The 16,689-nt window shown below is 62.4% G+C and carries 17 protein-coding genes; 13 read left to right on the top strand and 4 right to left on the bottom strand.

Going from position 1 to position 16,689, the window contains the following annotated elements:
* Positions 1–142 precede the first annotated feature (142 nt).
* Positions 143–1,483, top strand: coding sequence for a proline--tRNA ligase (proS, locus tag AC2FNZ_RS12930; RefSeq protein WP_170340222.1), 1,341 nt, complete (start codon positions 143–145; stop codon positions 1,481–1,483).
* Positions 1,467–2,360 carry a glycosyltransferase family 2 protein gene (locus tag AC2FNZ_RS12925; RefSeq protein ID WP_496840888.1) on the top strand — a complete coding sequence of 298 codons (894 nt, stop codon included), beginning with the start codon at positions 1,467–1,469 and terminating at the stop codon, positions 2,358–2,360. The genes proS and AC2FNZ_RS12925 overlap by 17 nt, the downstream gene beginning before the upstream one ends.
* Here the strand turns inward: AC2FNZ_RS12925 and AC2FNZ_RS12920 are convergent.
* Positions 2,357–2,716, bottom strand: coding sequence for a hypothetical protein (locus AC2FNZ_RS12920; protein ID WP_093964797.1), 360 nt, complete (start codon positions 2,714–2,716; stop codon positions 2,357–2,359). The genes AC2FNZ_RS12925 and AC2FNZ_RS12920 overlap by 4 nt on opposite strands.
* 312 nt (positions 2,717–3,028) lie before the next feature.
* Here AC2FNZ_RS12920 and AC2FNZ_RS12915 point away from each other — a divergent pair, with 312 nt between their 5' ends.
* The 3 genes from AC2FNZ_RS12915 (at position 3,029) to AC2FNZ_RS12905 (ending at position 6,080) form a co-directional block, all read left to right on the top strand.
* Positions 3,029–4,033, top strand: a complete 1,005-nt coding sequence (locus tag AC2FNZ_RS12915) for a DUF6492 family protein (RefSeq protein ID WP_496840887.1) — start codon at positions 3,029–3,031, stop codon at positions 4,031–4,033.
* Between the two features lie 81 nt (positions 4,034–4,114).
* Complete coding sequence (locus AC2FNZ_RS12910; protein ID WP_496840886.1) at positions 4,115–5,401, top strand: lipoprotein-releasing ABC transporter permease subunit; 1,287 nt, start codon at positions 4,115–4,117, stop codon at positions 5,399–5,401.
* Entirely contained in the window at positions 5,394–6,080 is a 687-nt protein-coding gene (locus AC2FNZ_RS12905; protein ID WP_170454545.1) for an ABC transporter ATP-binding protein, read from the top strand. The genes AC2FNZ_RS12910 and AC2FNZ_RS12905 overlap by 8 nt, the downstream gene beginning before the upstream one ends.
* Here AC2FNZ_RS12905 and AC2FNZ_RS12900 read toward each other — a convergent pair.
* Positions 6,064–6,501 carry a DMT family transporter gene (locus tag AC2FNZ_RS12900; RefSeq protein ID WP_093964801.1) on the bottom strand — a complete coding sequence of 146 codons (438 nt, stop codon included), beginning with the start codon at positions 6,499–6,501 and terminating at the stop codon, positions 6,064–6,066. The two genes, AC2FNZ_RS12905 and AC2FNZ_RS12900, sit on opposite strands and share 17 nt — an antisense overlap.
* A 95-nt stretch (positions 6,502–6,596) precedes the next feature.
* Here AC2FNZ_RS12900 and AC2FNZ_RS12895 point away from each other — a divergent pair, with 95 nt between their 5' ends.
* Positions 6,597–7,001 (top strand): c-type cytochrome, encoded by a 405-nt coding sequence (locus AC2FNZ_RS12895; RefSeq protein ID WP_093964802.1) that lies wholly within the window; start codon positions 6,597–6,599, stop codon positions 6,999–7,001.
* Between the two features lie 3 nt (positions 7,002–7,004).
* Here AC2FNZ_RS12895 and AC2FNZ_RS12890 read toward each other — a convergent pair whose 3' ends face one another.
* Both AC2FNZ_RS12890 and AC2FNZ_RS12885 read right to left on the bottom strand, forming a co-directional pair.
* On the bottom strand, positions 7,005–7,691 hold the full coding sequence (locus AC2FNZ_RS12890) for a hypothetical protein (protein ID WP_170420370.1): 687 nt from the start codon (positions 7,689–7,691) through the stop codon (positions 7,005–7,007).
* A 40-nt stretch (positions 7,692–7,731) separates the two neighbouring features.
* Positions 7,732–8,394, bottom strand: coding sequence for a DNA-3-methyladenine glycosylase I (locus AC2FNZ_RS12885; protein ID WP_496840885.1), 663 nt, complete (start codon positions 8,392–8,394; stop codon positions 7,732–7,734).
* A gap of 397 nt (positions 8,395–8,791) precedes the next feature.
* Between AC2FNZ_RS12885 and AC2FNZ_RS12880 the strand changes: the two genes are divergently transcribed.
* The 7 genes from AC2FNZ_RS12880 (at position 8,792) to AC2FNZ_RS12850 (ending at position 16,687) form a co-directional block, all read left to right on the top strand.
* Positions 8,792–9,742, top strand: coding sequence for an ABC transporter substrate-binding protein (locus AC2FNZ_RS12880; RefSeq protein ID WP_093964805.1), 951 nt, complete (start codon positions 8,792–8,794; stop codon positions 9,740–9,742).
* Between the two features lie 9 nt (positions 9,743–9,751).
* On the top strand, positions 9,752–10,804 hold the full coding sequence (locus AC2FNZ_RS12875; RefSeq protein ID WP_093964806.1) for a quaternary amine ABC transporter ATP-binding protein: 1,053 nt from the start codon (positions 9,752–9,754) through the stop codon (positions 10,802–10,804).
* Entirely contained in the window at positions 10,801–12,867 is a 2,067-nt protein-coding gene (locus AC2FNZ_RS12870) for an ABC transporter permease (protein ID WP_496840884.1), read from the top strand. The genes AC2FNZ_RS12875 and AC2FNZ_RS12870 overlap by 4 nt, the downstream gene beginning before the upstream one ends.
* 105 nt (positions 12,868–12,972) lie before the next feature.
* Entirely contained in the window at positions 12,973–13,638 is a 666-nt protein-coding gene (locus tag AC2FNZ_RS12865) for an NnrU family protein (RefSeq protein ID WP_496840883.1), read from the top strand.
* 71 nt (positions 13,639–13,709) lie between these two features.
* Complete coding sequence (locus AC2FNZ_RS12860) at positions 13,710–14,231, top strand: DUF2478 domain-containing protein (protein ID WP_496840882.1); 522 nt, start codon at positions 13,710–13,712, stop codon at positions 14,229–14,231.
* A gap of 90 nt (positions 14,232–14,321) precedes the next feature.
* Complete coding sequence (locus tag AC2FNZ_RS12855; RefSeq protein ID WP_496840881.1) at positions 14,322–15,569, top strand: D-arabinono-1,4-lactone oxidase; 1,248 nt, start codon at positions 14,322–14,324, stop codon at positions 15,567–15,569.
* A complete protein-coding gene (locus AC2FNZ_RS12850; RefSeq protein ID WP_496840880.1) occupies positions 15,566–16,687 on the top strand; it encodes an alanine racemase in 1,122 nt (373 codons plus the stop codon). The genes AC2FNZ_RS12855 and AC2FNZ_RS12850 overlap by 4 nt, the downstream gene beginning before the upstream one ends.
* Positions 16,688–16,689 lie beyond the last annotated feature (2 nt).

The following is a 16,689-nucleotide window of genomic DNA, read 5'->3' as shown; positions in this document are numbered from 1 at the left end:
TCCCACTGTTTCGAGACCTGATTGGCGGGTCAATCAAAATTCCGACTGACCTGAGGTCGCAAATCCGCCATTGCCCGATTGCCCCCGGCGGGGCTTTCGCATAATCACGTGGCCGTGGAATTCTCACCTGCAAGGTAAAAACATGCGCCTCAGCCGTTACTTTCTGCCCGTACTCAAGGAAAACCCGTCCGAGGCCCAGATCGTCAGCCACCGGCTGATGCTGCGCGCCGGGATGATCAAGCAGGCTGCCGCCGGGATCTATTCGTGGCTGCCGCTGGGTTTCAAGGTGCTGCGCAAGCTGGAAAACATCGTGCACGAGGAGCAGATCCGCGCCGGGCACATCCCGATCCAGATGCCGATCCTGCAATCGGCCGATCTGTGGCGGGAATCCGGGCGCTATGATGATTACGGTCAGGAAATGCTGCGTATGCAGGACCGCCATGGCCGCGATATGCTCTATACCCCTACCGCCGAGGAACTGGTCACCGACATTTTCCGCGGTCACGTCAGCAGCTACAAGGACCTGCCGCTGACGCTCTACCAGATCCAGTGGAAGTTCCGCGACGAGATCCGCCCCCGTTTCGGCGTGATGCGCGGCCGCGAGTTCTACATGAAGGACGGCTACAATTTCGATCTGACGAAAGAGGACGCGCTGCACGCTTATAACCGCCACCTGGTCAGCTATCTGCGCACCTATGAGCGCATGGGCCTGCAGGCGATCCCGATGCGCGCCGACAGCGGTCCGATCGGCGGGGACGACACGCATGAATTCCTGGTGCTGGCCGATACCGGAGAATCCGAGGTGTTCTATGACAGCGCGGTCACTGACATCCGTCTGGGGCAGCGCGACATCGACTATGACGACAAGGCCCAGTGCCAGGCGATCATGGAGGAGTTCACGTCGCTCTACGCCCGAACGGATGAGACCCATGACGAGGCCCTGTTCCAGCAGGTGCCCGAGGAACGCCGCCGTAGCGCGCGTGGCATCGAGGTGGGTCAGATCTTCTATTTCGGCACCAAGTATTCCGAGCCGTTGGGCGCCACGGTACAAGGCCCCGACGGCAAGCAGGTTCCGGTGCACATGGGCAGCCACGGCATCGGCGTCAGCCGCCTGATCGGCGCGATCATCGAGGCCAGCCACGACGACAAGGGTATCATCTGGCCCGAGGGCGTGACCCCGTTCCACTGTGGCATCGTCAACCTGAAACAGGGCGATGACGAGGCCGACGCGGCCTGTGACAAGATCTACAAGGCGCTGACCGCGCTGGGGCTCGAGCCGCTCTATGACGACCGCAACGAGCGGGCAGGGGGCAAGTTCGCCACGATGGATCTGATCGGCCTGCCCTGGCGCATCACCGTCGGCCCGCGCGGGTTGAAGAACGGAGTGGTCGAGTTGACCAGCCGCCGCACCGGCGAAAGCGAAGAACTGAGCCCCGAGGCCGCCGTAACCCGCATTGCCGAGATCTATGAGCGCACCGTCTGAAACCGGTGACGCGCCGCTGATCTCGGTGATCACGGCAACTTGGAACCTGCTGTCCCAAGGGCGCCAGGACACATTTCGCCGCGTCATCGAATGCATGGCGCGGCAGAACTGCGACCGTTCCGAGCACATCATTCAGGACGGAGCATCAACGGACGGGACGGTCGAATTCATTCAGGACTTGATCGCCGACGCGCCGCGTACACGCCTGATCAGTGAACCGGACCAAGGCCTGTACGACGCGATGAACCGCGGCGTCGAAGCGGCACGCGGCGAATACGTTCTGTTCCTCAATTCCGACGACTCGTTGGCCGCGGATGATGTTCTGAACCGGGCAGCCGAGCGATTGACCGCGACCCGCCCCGACTATCTTTTTGGGTCAACCTTACACCGGTCCGCGGACGGCGGCGAAAAGATGGAAAAACGGATGTCGGTCAAAGCCATCCTTCAGCGGATGCCGTTTTGCCATAACTCTGTTTTTCTACGGCGGGATGTTTTTATGCAGTTGGGTGGCCATGACACCCAGTTTCGCATTGCTGGCGATTATGACCTGATGCTGCGGCTGGTTGCCGGTGGCTATCGCGGCGAAAGGATGGATGAACCTATTTCGCTGTTCTGGGACCGTGGCGAGACTAGCGACCAGCAAGCGACGGGACTGGACTATGCCAGAGTCTGGCAACGGTTCTTTGCCGACTATCGTGCGGCACAAGGCTTGGATCTGGGTGATTTCGCGGAGTTCTATCGCCGCGGGCATATGCCGGCAAACCTGCTCATCGAGGTGCTGAGGCGCCCGGAAACGCCACTGCCGATCCGGCGGGCCGCTAAACACGGCCTTGCCAAGTCTCTACGCCGGTCCGTCCAGTTCTGGCGGCGGTACTAGGACCCGCCCGTCGCCGGACGCGCGCGAAGCAGTTCACCATCCGCCCTGTCCCCTCGGGCGACTACGACGGGGCGGCCCATACGTCGGACCAGATCCTTCAATTCGATGTCCAAGAACCGCAACCCGCAAAGCCGTGTGCCCGTCGCCCGGTCCATCAGGCACATGCGCCCGCTTTGGAATGCCAGGCGATAGCCTTTTTCGCGAAGCGTGTCGGCAAGACCGGCCCAACTGGCCGCACCGGCAAACAGCGGTCGGATGACGGCCCGCAGCAACGCTGCGGTTTCGCAATCCATATCCTGAGATGTGATCGTCGTGGCTGGCGCACCAACCTTTTCAATTTCCTTTTCAATATTCATGAGCGACCCCCGCTCTTTAAAATGTATTCCCCCACAATCAGGGTGCCAAAATTTCTTAGAAGAAGCAAAATGCGAAACAAAGTTGCTGCGAAAATGTTGCTTTTCAAGTTCAGTTTGACGCCTGAACCTCACATTGACTTCATACCTGAAACAATAAAGGCCTGTCTGTGATGGGCTTCACAACCAGAGGTATAATCGTCTTTCGACAATCATCCATTGCTGGAATTTGCGCCCGACGGCTGATTCTGCGCCAACACGGAAAAGCGGATTTGGCGGCCGGTCGAGAAGCTGATACAGCGGCGCCAAGTGATTATGAAAGGCAACCCGACCGTGCTGAGTTTTGCCACGATAGTGTATTCCAAGGATTACCCGCTGCTGGAGTTGCAGGCGCGTTCCTTTGCGCGATTTGCTGATCCGGCCAAGGTTGCCTCCATCCATGTGGTTCTGAATGACGTCGACGAAACCGCATTGCGGGCGCGTATCGAGCCCATATTGGCGGCCTACGGTCCTTTGCAATCCAAGGTTCGGGTCGTCGGGGGCGATGACATTCTGCTTGGGGCAGGTCAATGCGCCCGGCGTTCACTGGGCGACCGGCTTCTGATTGAAGGACGGCACCGTATCCCTTTCGTGCGAAAGGGAGGCTGGCGCGGCAACAACGGATACCGCACGCAGCAGGTGCTCAAGCTGGGTGCCGCACGGATCGCCGAGGCGGAGCAGATAGTTATTCTGGACACCAAAAACCTGTTTCTGCGGTCTTTCACTGGCACAGAGTTCTTTTCGGATGGCGGAGCCGCCCGGCTTCCGTTCATTTCGGTCAACAGCGACTTTCACCGCAACTGGCTGCAGCAGAGCCTGGACGCATTGCAGGTCACTGTCTCGGACATTGAGGCGTTGAAGACCACGACGTTTTCGACGCCGTTCCCGGTGCGCAGGTCGTTGGTGCTGGAGGTGTTGGACGAGATCAACGAACGCTACGGTTCGGTGCAGTCGCTCTTCGGGTCGCGCCGGAGACCCTCGGAGTTCATGCTGCTGAATGCGTATTGCCTCCGGTCGGATCTGACTTTGCGCCCGTGGTTCGAGGACGCACCCAGCACCGCGCTGGGGCTTTGGCCGACCTATTCGCAACAGAAGCTGGAAGGCCTGATCGCCAGGATCGACGACCCGGAACTGTTGAGCCTTGGCCTGCACAACCGGGCGGTTTCCATGCTGACGCCTGAAACCCAAGATCGCTTGTTCGATGCCTTGGCGCGTCGGGGGATCAGTGATCGTGAGACGACCCAGTCTGTGCTGAATGCAACTGCGTCGCTGGCCGGTTGAACGGGCGCGCGCATCCAGAAGCGGCTTGACCATCCAGCCAAATCCCGAAAATGTCCCCACCACAGATTTGCCGGAGCAGGAATGGCCAGAACACCCCCTCCCTTTGCCGCATTCGAATGGAAGATCGCCTGGCGCTATCTGCGCGCCCGGCGTGCCGAGGGCGGTGTAAGCGTGATGACCTGGATCTCGTTGATCGGTATCACGCTTGCTGTTTTTGCGCTGATCGCCACGCTGGCGGTCCGGTCAGGGTTCCGGTCCGAATTCGTGGGCACCATTCTTGGGGCCAACGCTCATGTAACAGTCTACTCAGCCGGCGAACTGGACGCGCAAGGGCAGGTTGATCGCACCATCGTTGAATACGACGCCATGGCCGAACGTATCGCGCAGGTGCCGGGTGTTCAGCGCGCCGCTCCGCTGGTCAAGGGGCAGGTTCTGATCACCAACCGCGACCGCAGCAGCGGGGTCGAGGTGTTCGGTATCCGCCCCGACGACCTCTACAGCCTGCCCGGTATTGCCGAAAGCGATCAGGCCTACGGCGACCTGTCCCGGTTCGAGGAGGGGATCGCCATCGGCTCGGGCGTGGCCCGCGCCATCGGTGCAACGGTGGGAGATCGGGTCAAGCTGACCTCGCCCAACGGGGTCAAGACCGCCTTTGGCACCTCGCCCCGCGTGAATGCTTATGAAGTCGTCTACGTGTTTTCGGCCGGGCGCTATGACATCGACCGCACCCGCGTCTACATGCCGTTTTCCGAGGCGCAGGGCTTTTTCAACCGCGAAGGTGTCGCCGACGAGATCGAGGTGATGGTCGATCGCCCCGAGGACCTGAACCCGATCCTGATCCCCATCCTTGAGGCGGCGGGTGAACGGTCGCAGATCTGGACATGGCAGGACGCATCAGGCGGCTTTCTGCGCGCGCTCGAGGTTGAGGACAACGTGATGTTCATCATCCTGTCGATCCTCGTGCTGATCGCCGCTATGAACATCGTGTCGGGCCTGATCATGCTGGTCAAGAACAAGGGGCGCGACATCGGTATTCTGCGCACCATCGGCCTCAGCGAGGGGTCGATCCTGCGGGTGTTTTTCATCTGCGGGGCGTTCACCGGGATCATCGGCACCGCAATGGGCGTCATCCTGGGGTGTCTGTTCGCACTCTATATCGACCCGATCTTCTCTTTCGTGAACTACGTGATGGGCGGCGGTGTCTGGGATCCGGCGATCCGAGGCATCTATGCCTTGCCGGCCGAGCTGCACCTGTCGGACGTGCTAAAGGCGGTTGGGCTGTCGCTGGGCCTGTCCTTCTTCGTCACCTATTTCCCGGCCCGCCGCGCGGCGCGGCTGAACCCGGTCGAGGCGCTGCGCTATGAATGATGTCACCTTGCGTCTGTCCGGCTTGAGGAAAACTTATCTGAAAGGCACACCCGCCGAGGTGCAGGTTCTGCGCGGCGCCGATCTGGAACTGCGCGCGGGCGAGGCAGTGGCGCTTGTGGCGCCTTCGGGGGCGGGCAAGTCGACCCTTCTGCACATCGCCGGTCTGCTGGATACGCCGGATTCCGGGACGGTCGAAATCGGCGGCCAGGATGCTACCGGAAAGGGCGACCGCACCCGCACCGCGATGCGTCGGCGGGATGTGGGTTTTGTCTATCAGTTCCATCACCTGCTGCCGGAATTCACCGCGCTGGAAAATGTCGTGCTTCCGCAACTGGCCAACGGCGTGTCCGACAGAGCGGCCAAGGCCCGCGCGATGGATCTGCTGGGGCGTGTCGGCGTTGCCGACCGTGCCGACCACCGCCCGGCGGCCCTGTCTGGGGGCGAGCAGCAGCGGGTGGCGTTCTGCCGGGCCTTGGCCAATGAACCGCGTGTCCTGCTGGCAGACGAGCCAACAGGGAATCTGGACCCGGGTACCTCGGATCAGGTCTTTGCCGCGCTGATGGATCTGGTGCGCGAGTCCGGCCTGTCGGCGTTGATCGCCACGCACAACCTTGACCTGGCGGCGCGGATGGACCGGATGCTGCGGCTGGACGGGGGTGTCCTCAGGCCAGCTGAGTGATCGCCACGCCCACGGCCATCACCGCGATCCCGCCGGCGCGCATCAGGGTCAGCGGGGTGACCTGCGCACCAAAAAGGCCGAAATGGTCGATGGCCGCGGTGCTGATCAACTGCCCCAACAGCACGAAGAACACCGCGTTGCCGACGCCGAAATGTGGTGCGACGTGGGTAATGGATAACACGTAGAAGGCAATCAGAACCCCACCCAACAGCAGATGTTTCGGGGTCTGCGCAACCTTTGCCAAAGCTTGTGTTCCGGGGAACAGCAGCATCACCAGCGCCGAAGACCCAAGCGCCACGGCAAACAGTATGACCGCAGCGGTGGTGGGGGAGCCGATCAGTTTTCCGAGCGCCGCATTCAGCGCGGCGAGAATCGGAACTCCGATCCCGGCGGCGAGCATGATCGCTGCATAATGTGTCATGGCCCGAACCCCTTAGCCGATTTCGTTGATCTGGATCATTGCGGGTCGGGACGGTTCGGGCAACCCTGCTTTTGGCGTTAGAACGGAGGAACGCAATGAAACTGTTGACGTTTACGGCATTGGCTATGGCCAGTACGATAGCCGCCACAGGCGCTGCAGCCCAGGATGCCGAAGCCGGAGAGCAGCTTTACCTGCACCATTGCGCCACCTGTCATGGACTGGATGCGACTGGACATGGACCAATGGCCGGCGTGCTGTTGATCCAACCGACCAATCTGAAGACGCTTGGGGACGCGGGCGGAAAATTTCCGACCGCGCGTGTGGTGCAGCGGATAGACGGCCGCGATCCTCTGGTCAGCCATGGCAGCCCGATGCCGGTCTACGGGCCGTATTTCGAAGGGCAGGACACCGCCATCAAGACAGATGCCGGACAGCCGATCCTGACCAGCAAGCCGATTGCCGATCTGGTCGCGTATCTAAAGACCTTGCAGGGCAAGTGAACCTCAGCGGCAGATGCCTTCCACCTTGGCGCCGCTCCAAGGGATGACCACGTCGCTTTCTCGCCGGGCACCCGGCAGTTTTGCCGGGTCAAAATGCTTGGCCAGCATGTCATGCAAACGCTGGGTCCGCGGGGCGTCCGGATCCAATGCGCGGCAGCAGACATATTCCTCGACGATGGCGCCCTGCTGCTCAAACCCGTAGTCCAGAAAATCGGCCGAGTTATCCAGATCGAACAGGTAAGGATCCTTGCGGCCACCATGTTCGGCGGCCGCCCGCAACGGGTGATAGCCGGTGGTTTTACGGTTCTGCCATTGCCAGACATGGGTCAGTTCATGGGCAAAGATCATGGCGGCCACCAGGTTCATCTGGTCGGGGTACCGCGCCATGTAGTCGTCAAGATACCAGTCCTTGGTGAAGTATACCCGGTTGAACAGCGCGATCGCCGCCGGTTTTCCGGTTACGATCTCGTCCTTGACCGGCGGCAGGATGCGCTCGCGGCAAGCCAGCCTCGGTCTGGCCTTTCGTTCGTAGGTTATGGAGGCGACCGGCGCGCCCTCGACCAGCCGAACCCGGTCAAGATCCAGCGTTTCGCCCTGCACCTTGCTTGCAAAGGCGCGCTCGTTCTCGGTCAGAGGGCGACCGCAGGACAGCAAGGCAAGAAACAGCAGGATCGAAATCAACCGGACCATGAACAAACCCTAGCCCGCTGTGGTTCGGTCGCAAGCGATTCTAGAGGCTCATCGCAAGCACCCGGCTGATTTCGGTCAACGACCTGCCGGATTGATGCATCCAAGTGTTGAAGGCGTCCTGCACCGCAGTCATCGCTTTCCTGGAGGTGGCTGGCTTGTCTATGACGCCTTCGACGATCAAACGGGCGGTTACGTCGCGTGACAGGATAAAGCTGTCTCGCCCGGCAAAGCGCATCGCATACTGGGCTGAAGCCCCGCCCAACCGAGACCCACGTTTTGCGAGCATGTCCAAAAGTCCGACATAGTCGGTCGATGGCCAGCCGCCCAACACTTTGCCGACACCGCCTTCCGTCCGGAGTTCCAGAAGAAACGCTGCGTTGTCGCGCACGGTGGCGATCTTGGTGCCGTTGCGCACGATGCGCGTGTCCTGCAACAGCGCGTCGAATTTCTCATCATCCATGAAGGCGCAGCGCCCGACGTCGAACCCGTCAAAGGCCGTCTCGAAACCGTCCCATTTCGCCTCGATGACCTTCCAATTGAAGCCAGCCTGAAAGATGCACTTTGTGATTGTCGAAAGCCACCGATCCTCTGGCAGGGCGGCCAATTCCTCGGCGGACTTCGGCTTGGACAGTTTGTCTTCAAGCGCGCGCGGTCCGCCGTGCCGGTCGGCCGCCAGCCCATAGATCTCATCGAAATGGTGCATCGCAAAGCTCCCTTCGCCTTAAGTGTTGCCAATTTGTTCCGGCCAATGCAAGGGCGGCGGCCAAGCACGGTCTGCCATTTGGGCAAAACAGTCGGAAAATCAGGAATTTGCCCCATCGTCACAAGAAATACTCGACAAACGACCCCAATTGGGTTTGTGATTGACTCGTCAATCAATGTCCGGTCCGCGAAACCTCGGGCAAGCCGCCCTGTGACACGAGGGCGCGAGAGGAATGAAATGCGGTACCGAGGCCGTTTATTGGGAATGACGCGAACTGTTCGCTTTCCTTTTTCGGCCAAATTTGTGCATGTTGCGACATGGTATTGTCGTTAGACAAGTCAGCCGGCGGGCATGTTTCCGCCGGGGTGGGCAAAACAAAGAAACAGGGAGAAAATCCATGAAAAAACTGAATGTAAGCCTTCTGGCGATCATGGTCGCCGGCGCCGCGCACGCGGCTGACATGGGCGCGGTGGACGAGCCGATTAAACTGGCGATCAACGAGTGGACGGGCCAGCACGTCACCACGCATGTCGCCGCAGAGATGCTCAAGGCCGCCGGTTACCAGGTTGAATTCGTCACCGCGGGCATGTTGAACCAGTTCCAGGCGCTGGCCGACGGAGACATCGACGCCACGCTCGAGATCTGGTCGTCGAACGTGTCGGACGAATACGCCAAGAAAATCGAAGAGGGCACCGTGGTCGAAATCGGCGACCTTGGCCTCGATGCCAAGGAAGGCATCGCATATCCGGCCCATGTTGCCGACCTGTGCCCGGGTCTGCCCGCGTGGGAAGCGCTGAAGGACTGCGCGCAGAATTTTGCGACGGCGGAGACCCTGCCGATGGGACGTCTGGTCGACTATCCGGCTGACTGGGGTACGCCCGGGGCAGACCGCATGGTGGGGCTTGAACTGCCGTTCAAGGCTATTCCTGCCGGGTCCGAGGGCGCGCTGATCGCCGAACTCCGCGCTTCGACCGACCGCAAGTCGCCCCTGCTGATCACCTTCTGGCAGCCGCATTGGGCAATGTCGGCCTATGATGTAAAATTCGTTGAGTTGCCGCCGGGTGAAGACGCCTGCTTCAACGATCCGGCCTGGGGGCCGAACCCCAATGCCGTCAACGACTGCGATTTCTCGCCCTCGCGCATCTTCAAAGCCGGGTGGAGCGGTCTGGCGGACAAGTGGCCTGCCGCGTATGAAATCCTGAGCAACTATCAACTGGCGGTCGAAGACCAGCAGCCGATGATGGGTGCGATCGACGTTGACGGCGGCAAGGTCGAAGAGGTTGTCGCGGCCTGGATGGCGGACAACGAAGACAAGTGGCGTCCGGTCGTGGACGCGGCAACGAAGTGAGCCACCTAAGTGACTGACGCGAATACGCCAGCCATTGCCTGCCAGTCTCTCTGGCAGGTTTTTGGCCAAGGCGCAGAAAAGGCCCTGACCGACGCGTTGTCTCGGTCAGGGAACGACGCCGACAAGGCCGCTGCCGATTTGCGCGAACAGGGGTTCATCCCGGCTGTTCAGGATGCAAATTTCGAAGTCCGCGATGGTGAATTGTTCGTCATCATGGGGCTGTCGGGGTCCGGCAAGTCGACCCTGATCCGTTGCATCTCGCAGCTGTTGCCCGGAACGGGTGGCGAGATCCGCATCGACGGCGACAACGTGATGGGTGCCCCAAAGAAGCAGCTGACCGAACTGCGCCGCAAGAAACTGGGCATGGTGTTCCAGCATTTCGGACTGTTTCCGCACATGACGGTGGCGGAAAACGTGGCTTATCCGCTGCGCGTGCAGGGGGTGGGGCGCAAAGAACGTCTGGCCCGCGCGCAGGAAGTCATTTCTTTGGTGGGGCTTGAGGGCCGCGAGGACAGCTTTCCCCGGCAATTGTCGGGCGGTCAGCGTCAGCGCGTGGGCATCGCCCGGTCTTTGGCAGTGAACCCCGACATCTGGTTCTTGGACGAGCCGTTCTCGGCCTTGGATCCGTTGATCCGGCGGCAGCTGCAGGACGAATTCCTGCGCATTCAGGCGACGCTAAAGAAGTCCATCGTCTTCATCACGCATGATATTCAAGAAGCGCTAAAGCTGGCGGACCGCATCGCAATCATGCGGGACGGCAAGATTGTGCAGATCGGCACGCCGACGGATATCGTTCTACGCCCCGTCGACGACTATGTGCGCGAGTTCTCAAAGGACGTGGCCAAGGGTCAGCACGCCAAAGTCGCCTCGGTCATGCAAGCAGGCGAGGCCGAGCGCGGTCCCGATGACCCGGGCCTGACAACAAAGATGACATTGGACGCGGCGCTGGCGCGCTGTATGGCATTGTACGAGCCCGTGCCGGTGCATGACGAAACCGGCGCGATCGTCGGCACCGTGCACCCCTCGGATCTGGCCGCGGCCTTGCAGGTGGATGACGCATGACCGTCGTCGCTGATGTTCCAAGGCCCACTTGGATGCACCTGACAGCCGGAGCGCAGGCGGCCCTGATCACGCTGATCGTGGGCGCGCTGTGTCTGGCGCTTGAGCCGCACGCGCCCTGGCTCGTCAAATGGCCTGCGTCATGGGAGGTGCCGGCCACACAGTGGGTGGGAACCTTCCTCGACTGGTTTCTGAACGCGATAAAACCGGCGGCCCGGCTGTTTTCCGACCTGATGGCCCATCCGATGGACTGGGCCAACTTCGTGTTGGGCAATACGCCCTGGCCGATCCTGATCGGGCTGGTGACGGCACTCGGTTGGTATCTGGGCGGACTGCCCATGGCGGCGCTGGGCTTTCTGGGCCTCAGCTTCGTGCTGGCCTCGGGTTATTGGGCCGAGAGCATGAACACCTTGGCTCTGGTGGCCGTTTCGGTCCCGGTTGCGCTGATCGTCGGCGGAGCGATCGGCATTCTGGCCAACGAGGTGCCGCGGGTGAAATCGGCCGTTCAGGCAGTATTGGACATCATGCAGACGGTGCCGACCTTTGCCTATCTGACCCCGCTGTTGCTGCTGTTCGGGTTTGGCCCTGTGGTGGGGCTGATTGCCTCGGCCATCTATGCGGCGCCGCCGATGGCGCGCAACGTGATGCTGGGCTTGGAGCGGGTGGAGCCCGAGATCAAGGAAGCCGCCATCATGTCGGGCGGCACCCGGTTCCAGCAGCTGTTCCAGGTGGAAATCCCGGCGGCGGCGACACAGATCATGGTGGGTGTGAACCAGTGCCTGATGGCGGCCCTGTCGATGGTGATCATCGCCGCGGTCATCGGCGGGTTCAACGACATCGGCTGGGAGGTCCTGCTGACCATGCGCAAGGCGCAGTTCGGTGAATCGCTGCTGGCCGGCATGGTGATCGTGGTCTTTGCCGTGGTGATCGACCGCATGAGCGGCACGCTCGCCACTGAACGCAAACGCCACGACAACCGCGTCGTCTGGGCGGTTCTCGGCTTTGCGGTCTTGTTCACGCTGCTGTTCTGGGCGCGGCTGCCCAACCCGTCCGAACTGACACTACTGGATCCGGTCGCGCAGGCGGTGGACAGCGGCCTCACCACCTTTACCCAGAATAACGGGCCGTGGCTGGATTCGCTCAAGAACAACTCGATGTTCTATGTGCTGCTGCCGCTGCGGATTGGTCTGAGCCAGGCGGTTCTGCCTTTCACTTGGGGGTTCCAGTGGACCCCGGCCATGAGCTTTGGCCTGTTCGCCGCCGGTGCGGTGATCGCCTTGCTGATGGCTTGGCGCGGGCACCTGACCGGTGGACTGGTCACGCTGATCCTGATCGGCATGCTCGAGACCGGCATCGCGAACCTGCCATGGCCCTTCGTGCTGACCGGCGCGGCGGCGCTGGGCTGGGTGGCAGGCGGTTGGCGTCTGGCGGCGTTATCTGTGGCGCTGCTGAGCACGATCCTGATCTCGGGCCTGTGGGAGAGGGCGCTGCTGTCGCTCTATCTCAGCGGTGCGGCGGTGTTCTTCTGCGCCGTTGTCGGCGGGCTGATCGGCCTCGCCAGCGCGGTCTGGTCGCCGGTCTGGAAGATCGTGCGCCCGATCTGCGACATGCTGCAGACAATTCCCCTGTTCGTGTTCCTTATCCCAGTGCTGATGGTGTTCCAGATCGGCGAGTTCTCGGCCTTTCTGGCGATCTGCGCCTATGCGATCGTGCCGATGATCCGCTACACCCGTCACGGGCTGGTCAACACCCCGGACGAGATGATGGAGGCCGCGATCTCAAGCGGCGCGACCGAGTGGCAGATCATGCGCGACGTGCGTGCGCCCTATGCTGCGCCCACGATCCTTCTGGGGCTGAACCAGACGATCCTCTATGCCTTTGCGATGCTGGTGATCGCGGCGCTGATCGGCACGACCGGTCTGGGCCAGTCGATCTATCTGGCGCTGGGGCAGGCGGATGTGGGGCTGGGCATTTCGGCCGGGGCGGCGATGGCCATTCTGGCGCTGATCGCCGACCGCATGGTTCAGGGCTTTGCCGAGGAACGCCGCAAGGCGCTGGGCCTGTAACGTTGGATCGGGGGCGGAGCAGCTGCCCCCGACCACACTTGATTTCGGACAAGGACCGGGGCCGTTTCCCCCGGTATCTCGGGCGCAAAACAGGCGGAGATGACCATGGCCGGTTGGGGCGCTTTTGTTGCGGCACTTCTAATCTTTCTGCTCAGCCACGCCATTCCGGCGCGTCCGGCAGTGCGTGGGCGGCTGATCGGGTTGATGGGACGCGGGCCCTATTTCGCGGTCTATTCGGCGCTGTCGCTGGCGGTTCTGGCCTGGCTGATCGTAGCCGCGGCCAACGCGCCCTATGTCGAGGTCATCCCGCCGCTGGCGATCCTGCGCTGGGTGCCGCTGCTGGTGATGCCCGTCGTCTGCTGGCTGGCGGTGGCCGGGCTGGCGGCGACCAACCCGTTTTCCTTCGGAGGACTGGGACGCCGCCCGTTCAACCCCGAGCAGCCCGGCATCCTGCGCACCTCCCGCCACCCGATCCTGCTGGCGATGATGCTGTGGGCGCTGGCGCATCTGCTGACCAATGGCAGCCTGGCGCATGTGGTTCTGTTCGGCCTGTTCGCGGGTTTCGCATGGATGGGCATGGCCCTGATCGACAGACGCAAGGCGCGCGAGATGGGGTCCGATTGGCCCCGCCTGTCGCGCAACACCGCACGCCTGTCGCTGCGGCTGCCACGTCCATGGCCGCGGCCCTGGGTCTGGTTGGTGGCGGGGCTGGCCTATGCCGCGCTGTTGCACCTGCACGCGCCGGTGATCGGAGTGTCTCCGCTGCCTTGATGCCGGTGCTGGAAGGGGCGCCCCATGCGTGCTAATTGAAATGACAAGATGAAACCCAGAAAGGTCTGCTGATGCACCTGGCCTATGTCACCACCAACGATCGCGGCGCAACCGACCGCCTGCTGAGCGCGGTAGCCGAACGCCTGCTGGCCAAGGGCGCCCGTCTGGCCGGTGTGGTTCAGACCAACACAGAATGCGCCGACAGCAGCAAATGCGACATGGACCTGCGCGTGCTGCCGGATGGCGAAACCATCCGCATCTCGCAATCGCTGGGCAGCCAGTCGCGCGGGTGCCGGTTGGACCCGGCTGCGTTGGAGCAGGCGGTTGGCTATGTGACGGCATCTTTGGCCGACCGTCCGCAATTGCTGATCGTCAACAAGTTCGGCAAGCACGAGGCCGATGGCCGCGGGTTCCGCCCCGTCATCGCCGAGGCTCTGGCGCTCGATGTCCCGGTGCTGGTCGGGGTCAACGGCCTGAACCGTGACAAGTTCGTGGATTTCACCGATGGTGCGGCGCAGGCGCTTGAGCCCCGTCTGGACGCCATCGAGGCCTGGTTCGACAGCGTCGCCAAGCTGCGGCCTGCGGCCGAATAACAGCTTTCCCGACGTAACGTCCTGAAAACTGGGCTTGTTCCCTATCGCCCCGGCTGCAATCCTCTGCCCCGGATGGGAGGAGGATCAGCCATGTGGCAGAACTGGGCAGGCAACCAGACCAGCCAAATACGGCCCAAGCGGCCGATCACGTTCGAGGACCTGCAGCAGCTGATCGCCTCGGCCGAAACCCTGCGTCCAGTCGGGGCAGGGCATTCCTTCACCCCGCTCGTTCCGGGGGCGCAACACATCATTGACCTGACCGCCTTGGACCTGCCTGCCGTGACGCAGATCGGAGGCGGGCGGGCCTGGATCAACGCCAATGCCCGGCTGCGCGATCTGTCGCTGGCGCTGGCCGAGCATGGCATGGCCTTCCGCAATCTGGGTGATATCAACGTGCAGACTCTGGCCGGCGCGGCGGCCACGGCGACCCATGGCACCGGGCGTACCCTGCCGTGCCTGTCTGCCGAGATCACCGCAGCCCGGCTGATCGGCGCTGACGGACAGACCCTGACCACCGACGACATTCCACTGAACATGGTGCAGGTCTCGCTGGGTCTGCTGGGCATCGTGACCGAGGCGCAGATCAACGTCGTGCCGAAATACAACCTGCGCCGCCGGGTGCGTCTGTCAGACTTGCGAGGCACACTGGAGCGCATGCACCAGCATTGGGACGAGAACCGGAATTTCGAATTCTTCTACATCCCCTTCACCGGCAAGACCGTAGAAATCCGGCATGACATAACCGACGCGCCCGAGACTCGCGCGCCGCGCGATCTGGACATGATCGCCGTCAAGGTTCTGAAGCTGGCGCGCAATGCGGGTCGGCTCAGCCCCGGTTTGCGGCGCGCCCTGCTGCGTCTGCTGACCTTGGCCCAGTCCGACGAGGATTACGTCGGCGAAAGCTGGCGCGTTCTGTGCAGCGACCGGCATATCCGGTTCAAGGAAATGGAATACCACCTGCCGCCGGAAAACGCCCGGGACGTGCTGTCCGATCTGATCCGGCGGTTGGAGCGTGACCATGCCGACATCTATTTCCCCATCGAGGTGCGCCAGACCGCAGGCGACGACGCATGCCTATCACCGTTCCAAGGTGGCCCGCGCGTGTCGGTTGCCATCCACACCGATGCGAAGGAAGGCCAACTGCGCTATTTCGAGGCGATGGAGCCGCTGTTCCTGCAGGCCGGCGGCCGGCCCCATTGGGGCAAGTTGCACAGCCTGACCTATTCCGATCTGTCGCGCCTTTATCCCGATTTCGATTCATTCTGCGCATTGCGCGAAAAGCTGGACCCAACGGACAAGTTCCTGACACCCGCGCTGGCCCGGATGTTCCGCCCATGACTGCAGAGTATCTTGAACATCTCGCCCAAGCGCTGCGCGATCATGGTGTCGACCGGCCGGTTGCCGTCGTCGATATGGACCGGGTCGAGGCGAATTGCGACGCTGCCCGTGCGGGGCTGGGCCACGGCCTGCAGGCCCGGTTGGTGGCCAAGTCTCTGCCGTGTCTGCCTCTGCTGGACCATATCCGCAGCCGGCTTCCGACATCGGGCTTGATGAGCTTTTCCGAACCCATGCTGTCGGCCCTGCTGGCCGCCGAGCCGGACACCGATCACCTGCTGGGCAAACCGCTGCCGGTGACGGCCGCCCGGCGGATTCTTGAGACGCATCCCGACGCCGCCCGGAGGGTGCAGTGGCTGATCGACACGCCACAGCGGCTGGACGCGTATCTGTCGCTGGCCGCTGACTCGGACCAAACCCTGCGCCTGTCGCTCGAGATCGACGTGGGCCTGCACCGCGGCGGCTTGACCGCCGATCAGGTCGCAGGCGTCGCGGCACGGATTGCGGATCATGCCCATGCCGCGCTGTCGGGCGTGATGGGGTACGAGGTGCATCTGGCCAAACTGCCTAGGCCGCTCCGACGCCGCGCGCGGCGAGCCAGTGCCAAAGCCTTTGGGCAAGCGGTCGCTGCGCTGGGGCAGGGGACTCAGGGGCTGTGCCTGAACACCGGTGGCAGCCTTACCTTTCAGGACCCGGCCACGCGAGCCCCGGCGACCGAGGTTGCCTTTGGGTCGGTTCTGGTGAAACCCTCGGATTTCGACCATGCATCGACCAAGGCGTTTTTGCCCGCGCTGTTCTTGGCCACACCGATCCTCAAGGTCATGCCGCACAACCCGGTGCCAGGGATCGACCTGCCCGGACTGCGCCGGACCAACCTTGCCATTTCCGGTGGGCATTACTTGGCCAGCCCCGTCTGGCCCGACGGGTTCGGCTATTCCGGCGTATTCGGGCGTTCAAGCAATCAAGAGGTTTGGGTGGGTCCCAAAACAACCAAGGCGCAGCCCGGCGATATCGCCTTGCTGCGCCCCAGTCAGAGTGAAGCGGTTCTGAACCAGTTCGGCACGGTTCTGGCCTTGCGGCAGGGGCGGGTCGTGGCCGAATGGGCCTGCCTGCCCAACTGACG

The sequence above is a fragment of the Ruegeria sp. SAZA006 genome, assembly GCF_059613465.1.
The sequence above is the reverse complement of the archived record's forward strand: the minus strand, read 5'-3'. Positions and strand labels throughout refer to the sequence as shown.

Excerpts from the sequence above, each read along its gene's own strand:
- AC2FNZ_RS12920 (WP_093964797.1), bottom strand. The coding sequence starts at position 2,716 with ATGAATATTGAAAAGGAAATTGAAAAGGTTGGTGCGCCAGCCACGACG.
- AC2FNZ_RS12855 (WP_496840881.1), top strand. The coding sequence starts at position 14,322 with ATGTGGCAGAACTGGGCAGGCAACCAGACCAGCCAAATACGGCCCAAG.
- AC2FNZ_RS12890 (WP_170420370.1), bottom strand. The coding sequence starts at position 7,691 with ATGGTCCGGTTGATTTCGATCCTGCTGTTTCTTGCCTTGCTGTCCTGC.
- AC2FNZ_RS12925 (WP_496840888.1), top strand. The coding sequence starts at position 1,467 with ATGAGCGCACCGTCTGAAACCGGTGACGCGCCGCTGATCTCGGTGATC.
- AC2FNZ_RS12860 (WP_496840882.1), top strand. The coding sequence starts at position 13,710 with ATGCACCTGGCCTATGTCACCACCAACGATCGCGGCGCAACCGACCGC.
- AC2FNZ_RS12910 (WP_496840886.1), top strand. The coding sequence starts at position 4,115 with ATGGCCAGAACACCCCCTCCCTTTGCCGCATTCGAATGGAAGATCGCC.
- AC2FNZ_RS12915 (WP_496840887.1), top strand. The coding sequence starts at position 3,029 with ATGAAAGGCAACCCGACCGTGCTGAGTTTTGCCACGATAGTGTATTCC.
- AC2FNZ_RS12905 (WP_170454545.1), top strand. The coding sequence starts at position 5,394 with ATGAATGATGTCACCTTGCGTCTGTCCGGCTTGAGGAAAACTTATCTG.
- AC2FNZ_RS12850 (WP_496840880.1), top strand. The coding sequence starts at position 15,566 with ATGACTGCAGAGTATCTTGAACATCTCGCCCAAGCGCTGCGCGATCAT.
- AC2FNZ_RS12900 (WP_093964801.1), bottom strand. The coding sequence starts at position 6,501 with ATGACACATTATGCAGCGATCATGCTCGCCGCCGGGATCGGAGTTCCG.
- AC2FNZ_RS12880 (WP_093964805.1), top strand. The coding sequence starts at position 8,792 with ATGAAAAAACTGAATGTAAGCCTTCTGGCGATCATGGTCGCCGGCGCC.
- AC2FNZ_RS12895 (WP_093964802.1), top strand. The coding sequence starts at position 6,597 with ATGAAACTGTTGACGTTTACGGCATTGGCTATGGCCAGTACGATAGCC.
- proS (WP_170340222.1), top strand. The coding sequence starts at position 143 with ATGCGCCTCAGCCGTTACTTTCTGCCCGTACTCAAGGAAAACCCGTCC.
- AC2FNZ_RS12870 (WP_496840884.1), top strand. The coding sequence starts at position 10,801 with ATGACCGTCGTCGCTGATGTTCCAAGGCCCACTTGGATGCACCTGACA.
- AC2FNZ_RS12885 (WP_496840885.1), bottom strand. The coding sequence starts at position 8,394 with ATGCACCATTTCGATGAGATCTATGGGCTGGCGGCCGACCGGCACGGC.
- AC2FNZ_RS12865 (WP_496840883.1), top strand. The coding sequence starts at position 12,973 with ATGGCCGGTTGGGGCGCTTTTGTTGCGGCACTTCTAATCTTTCTGCTC.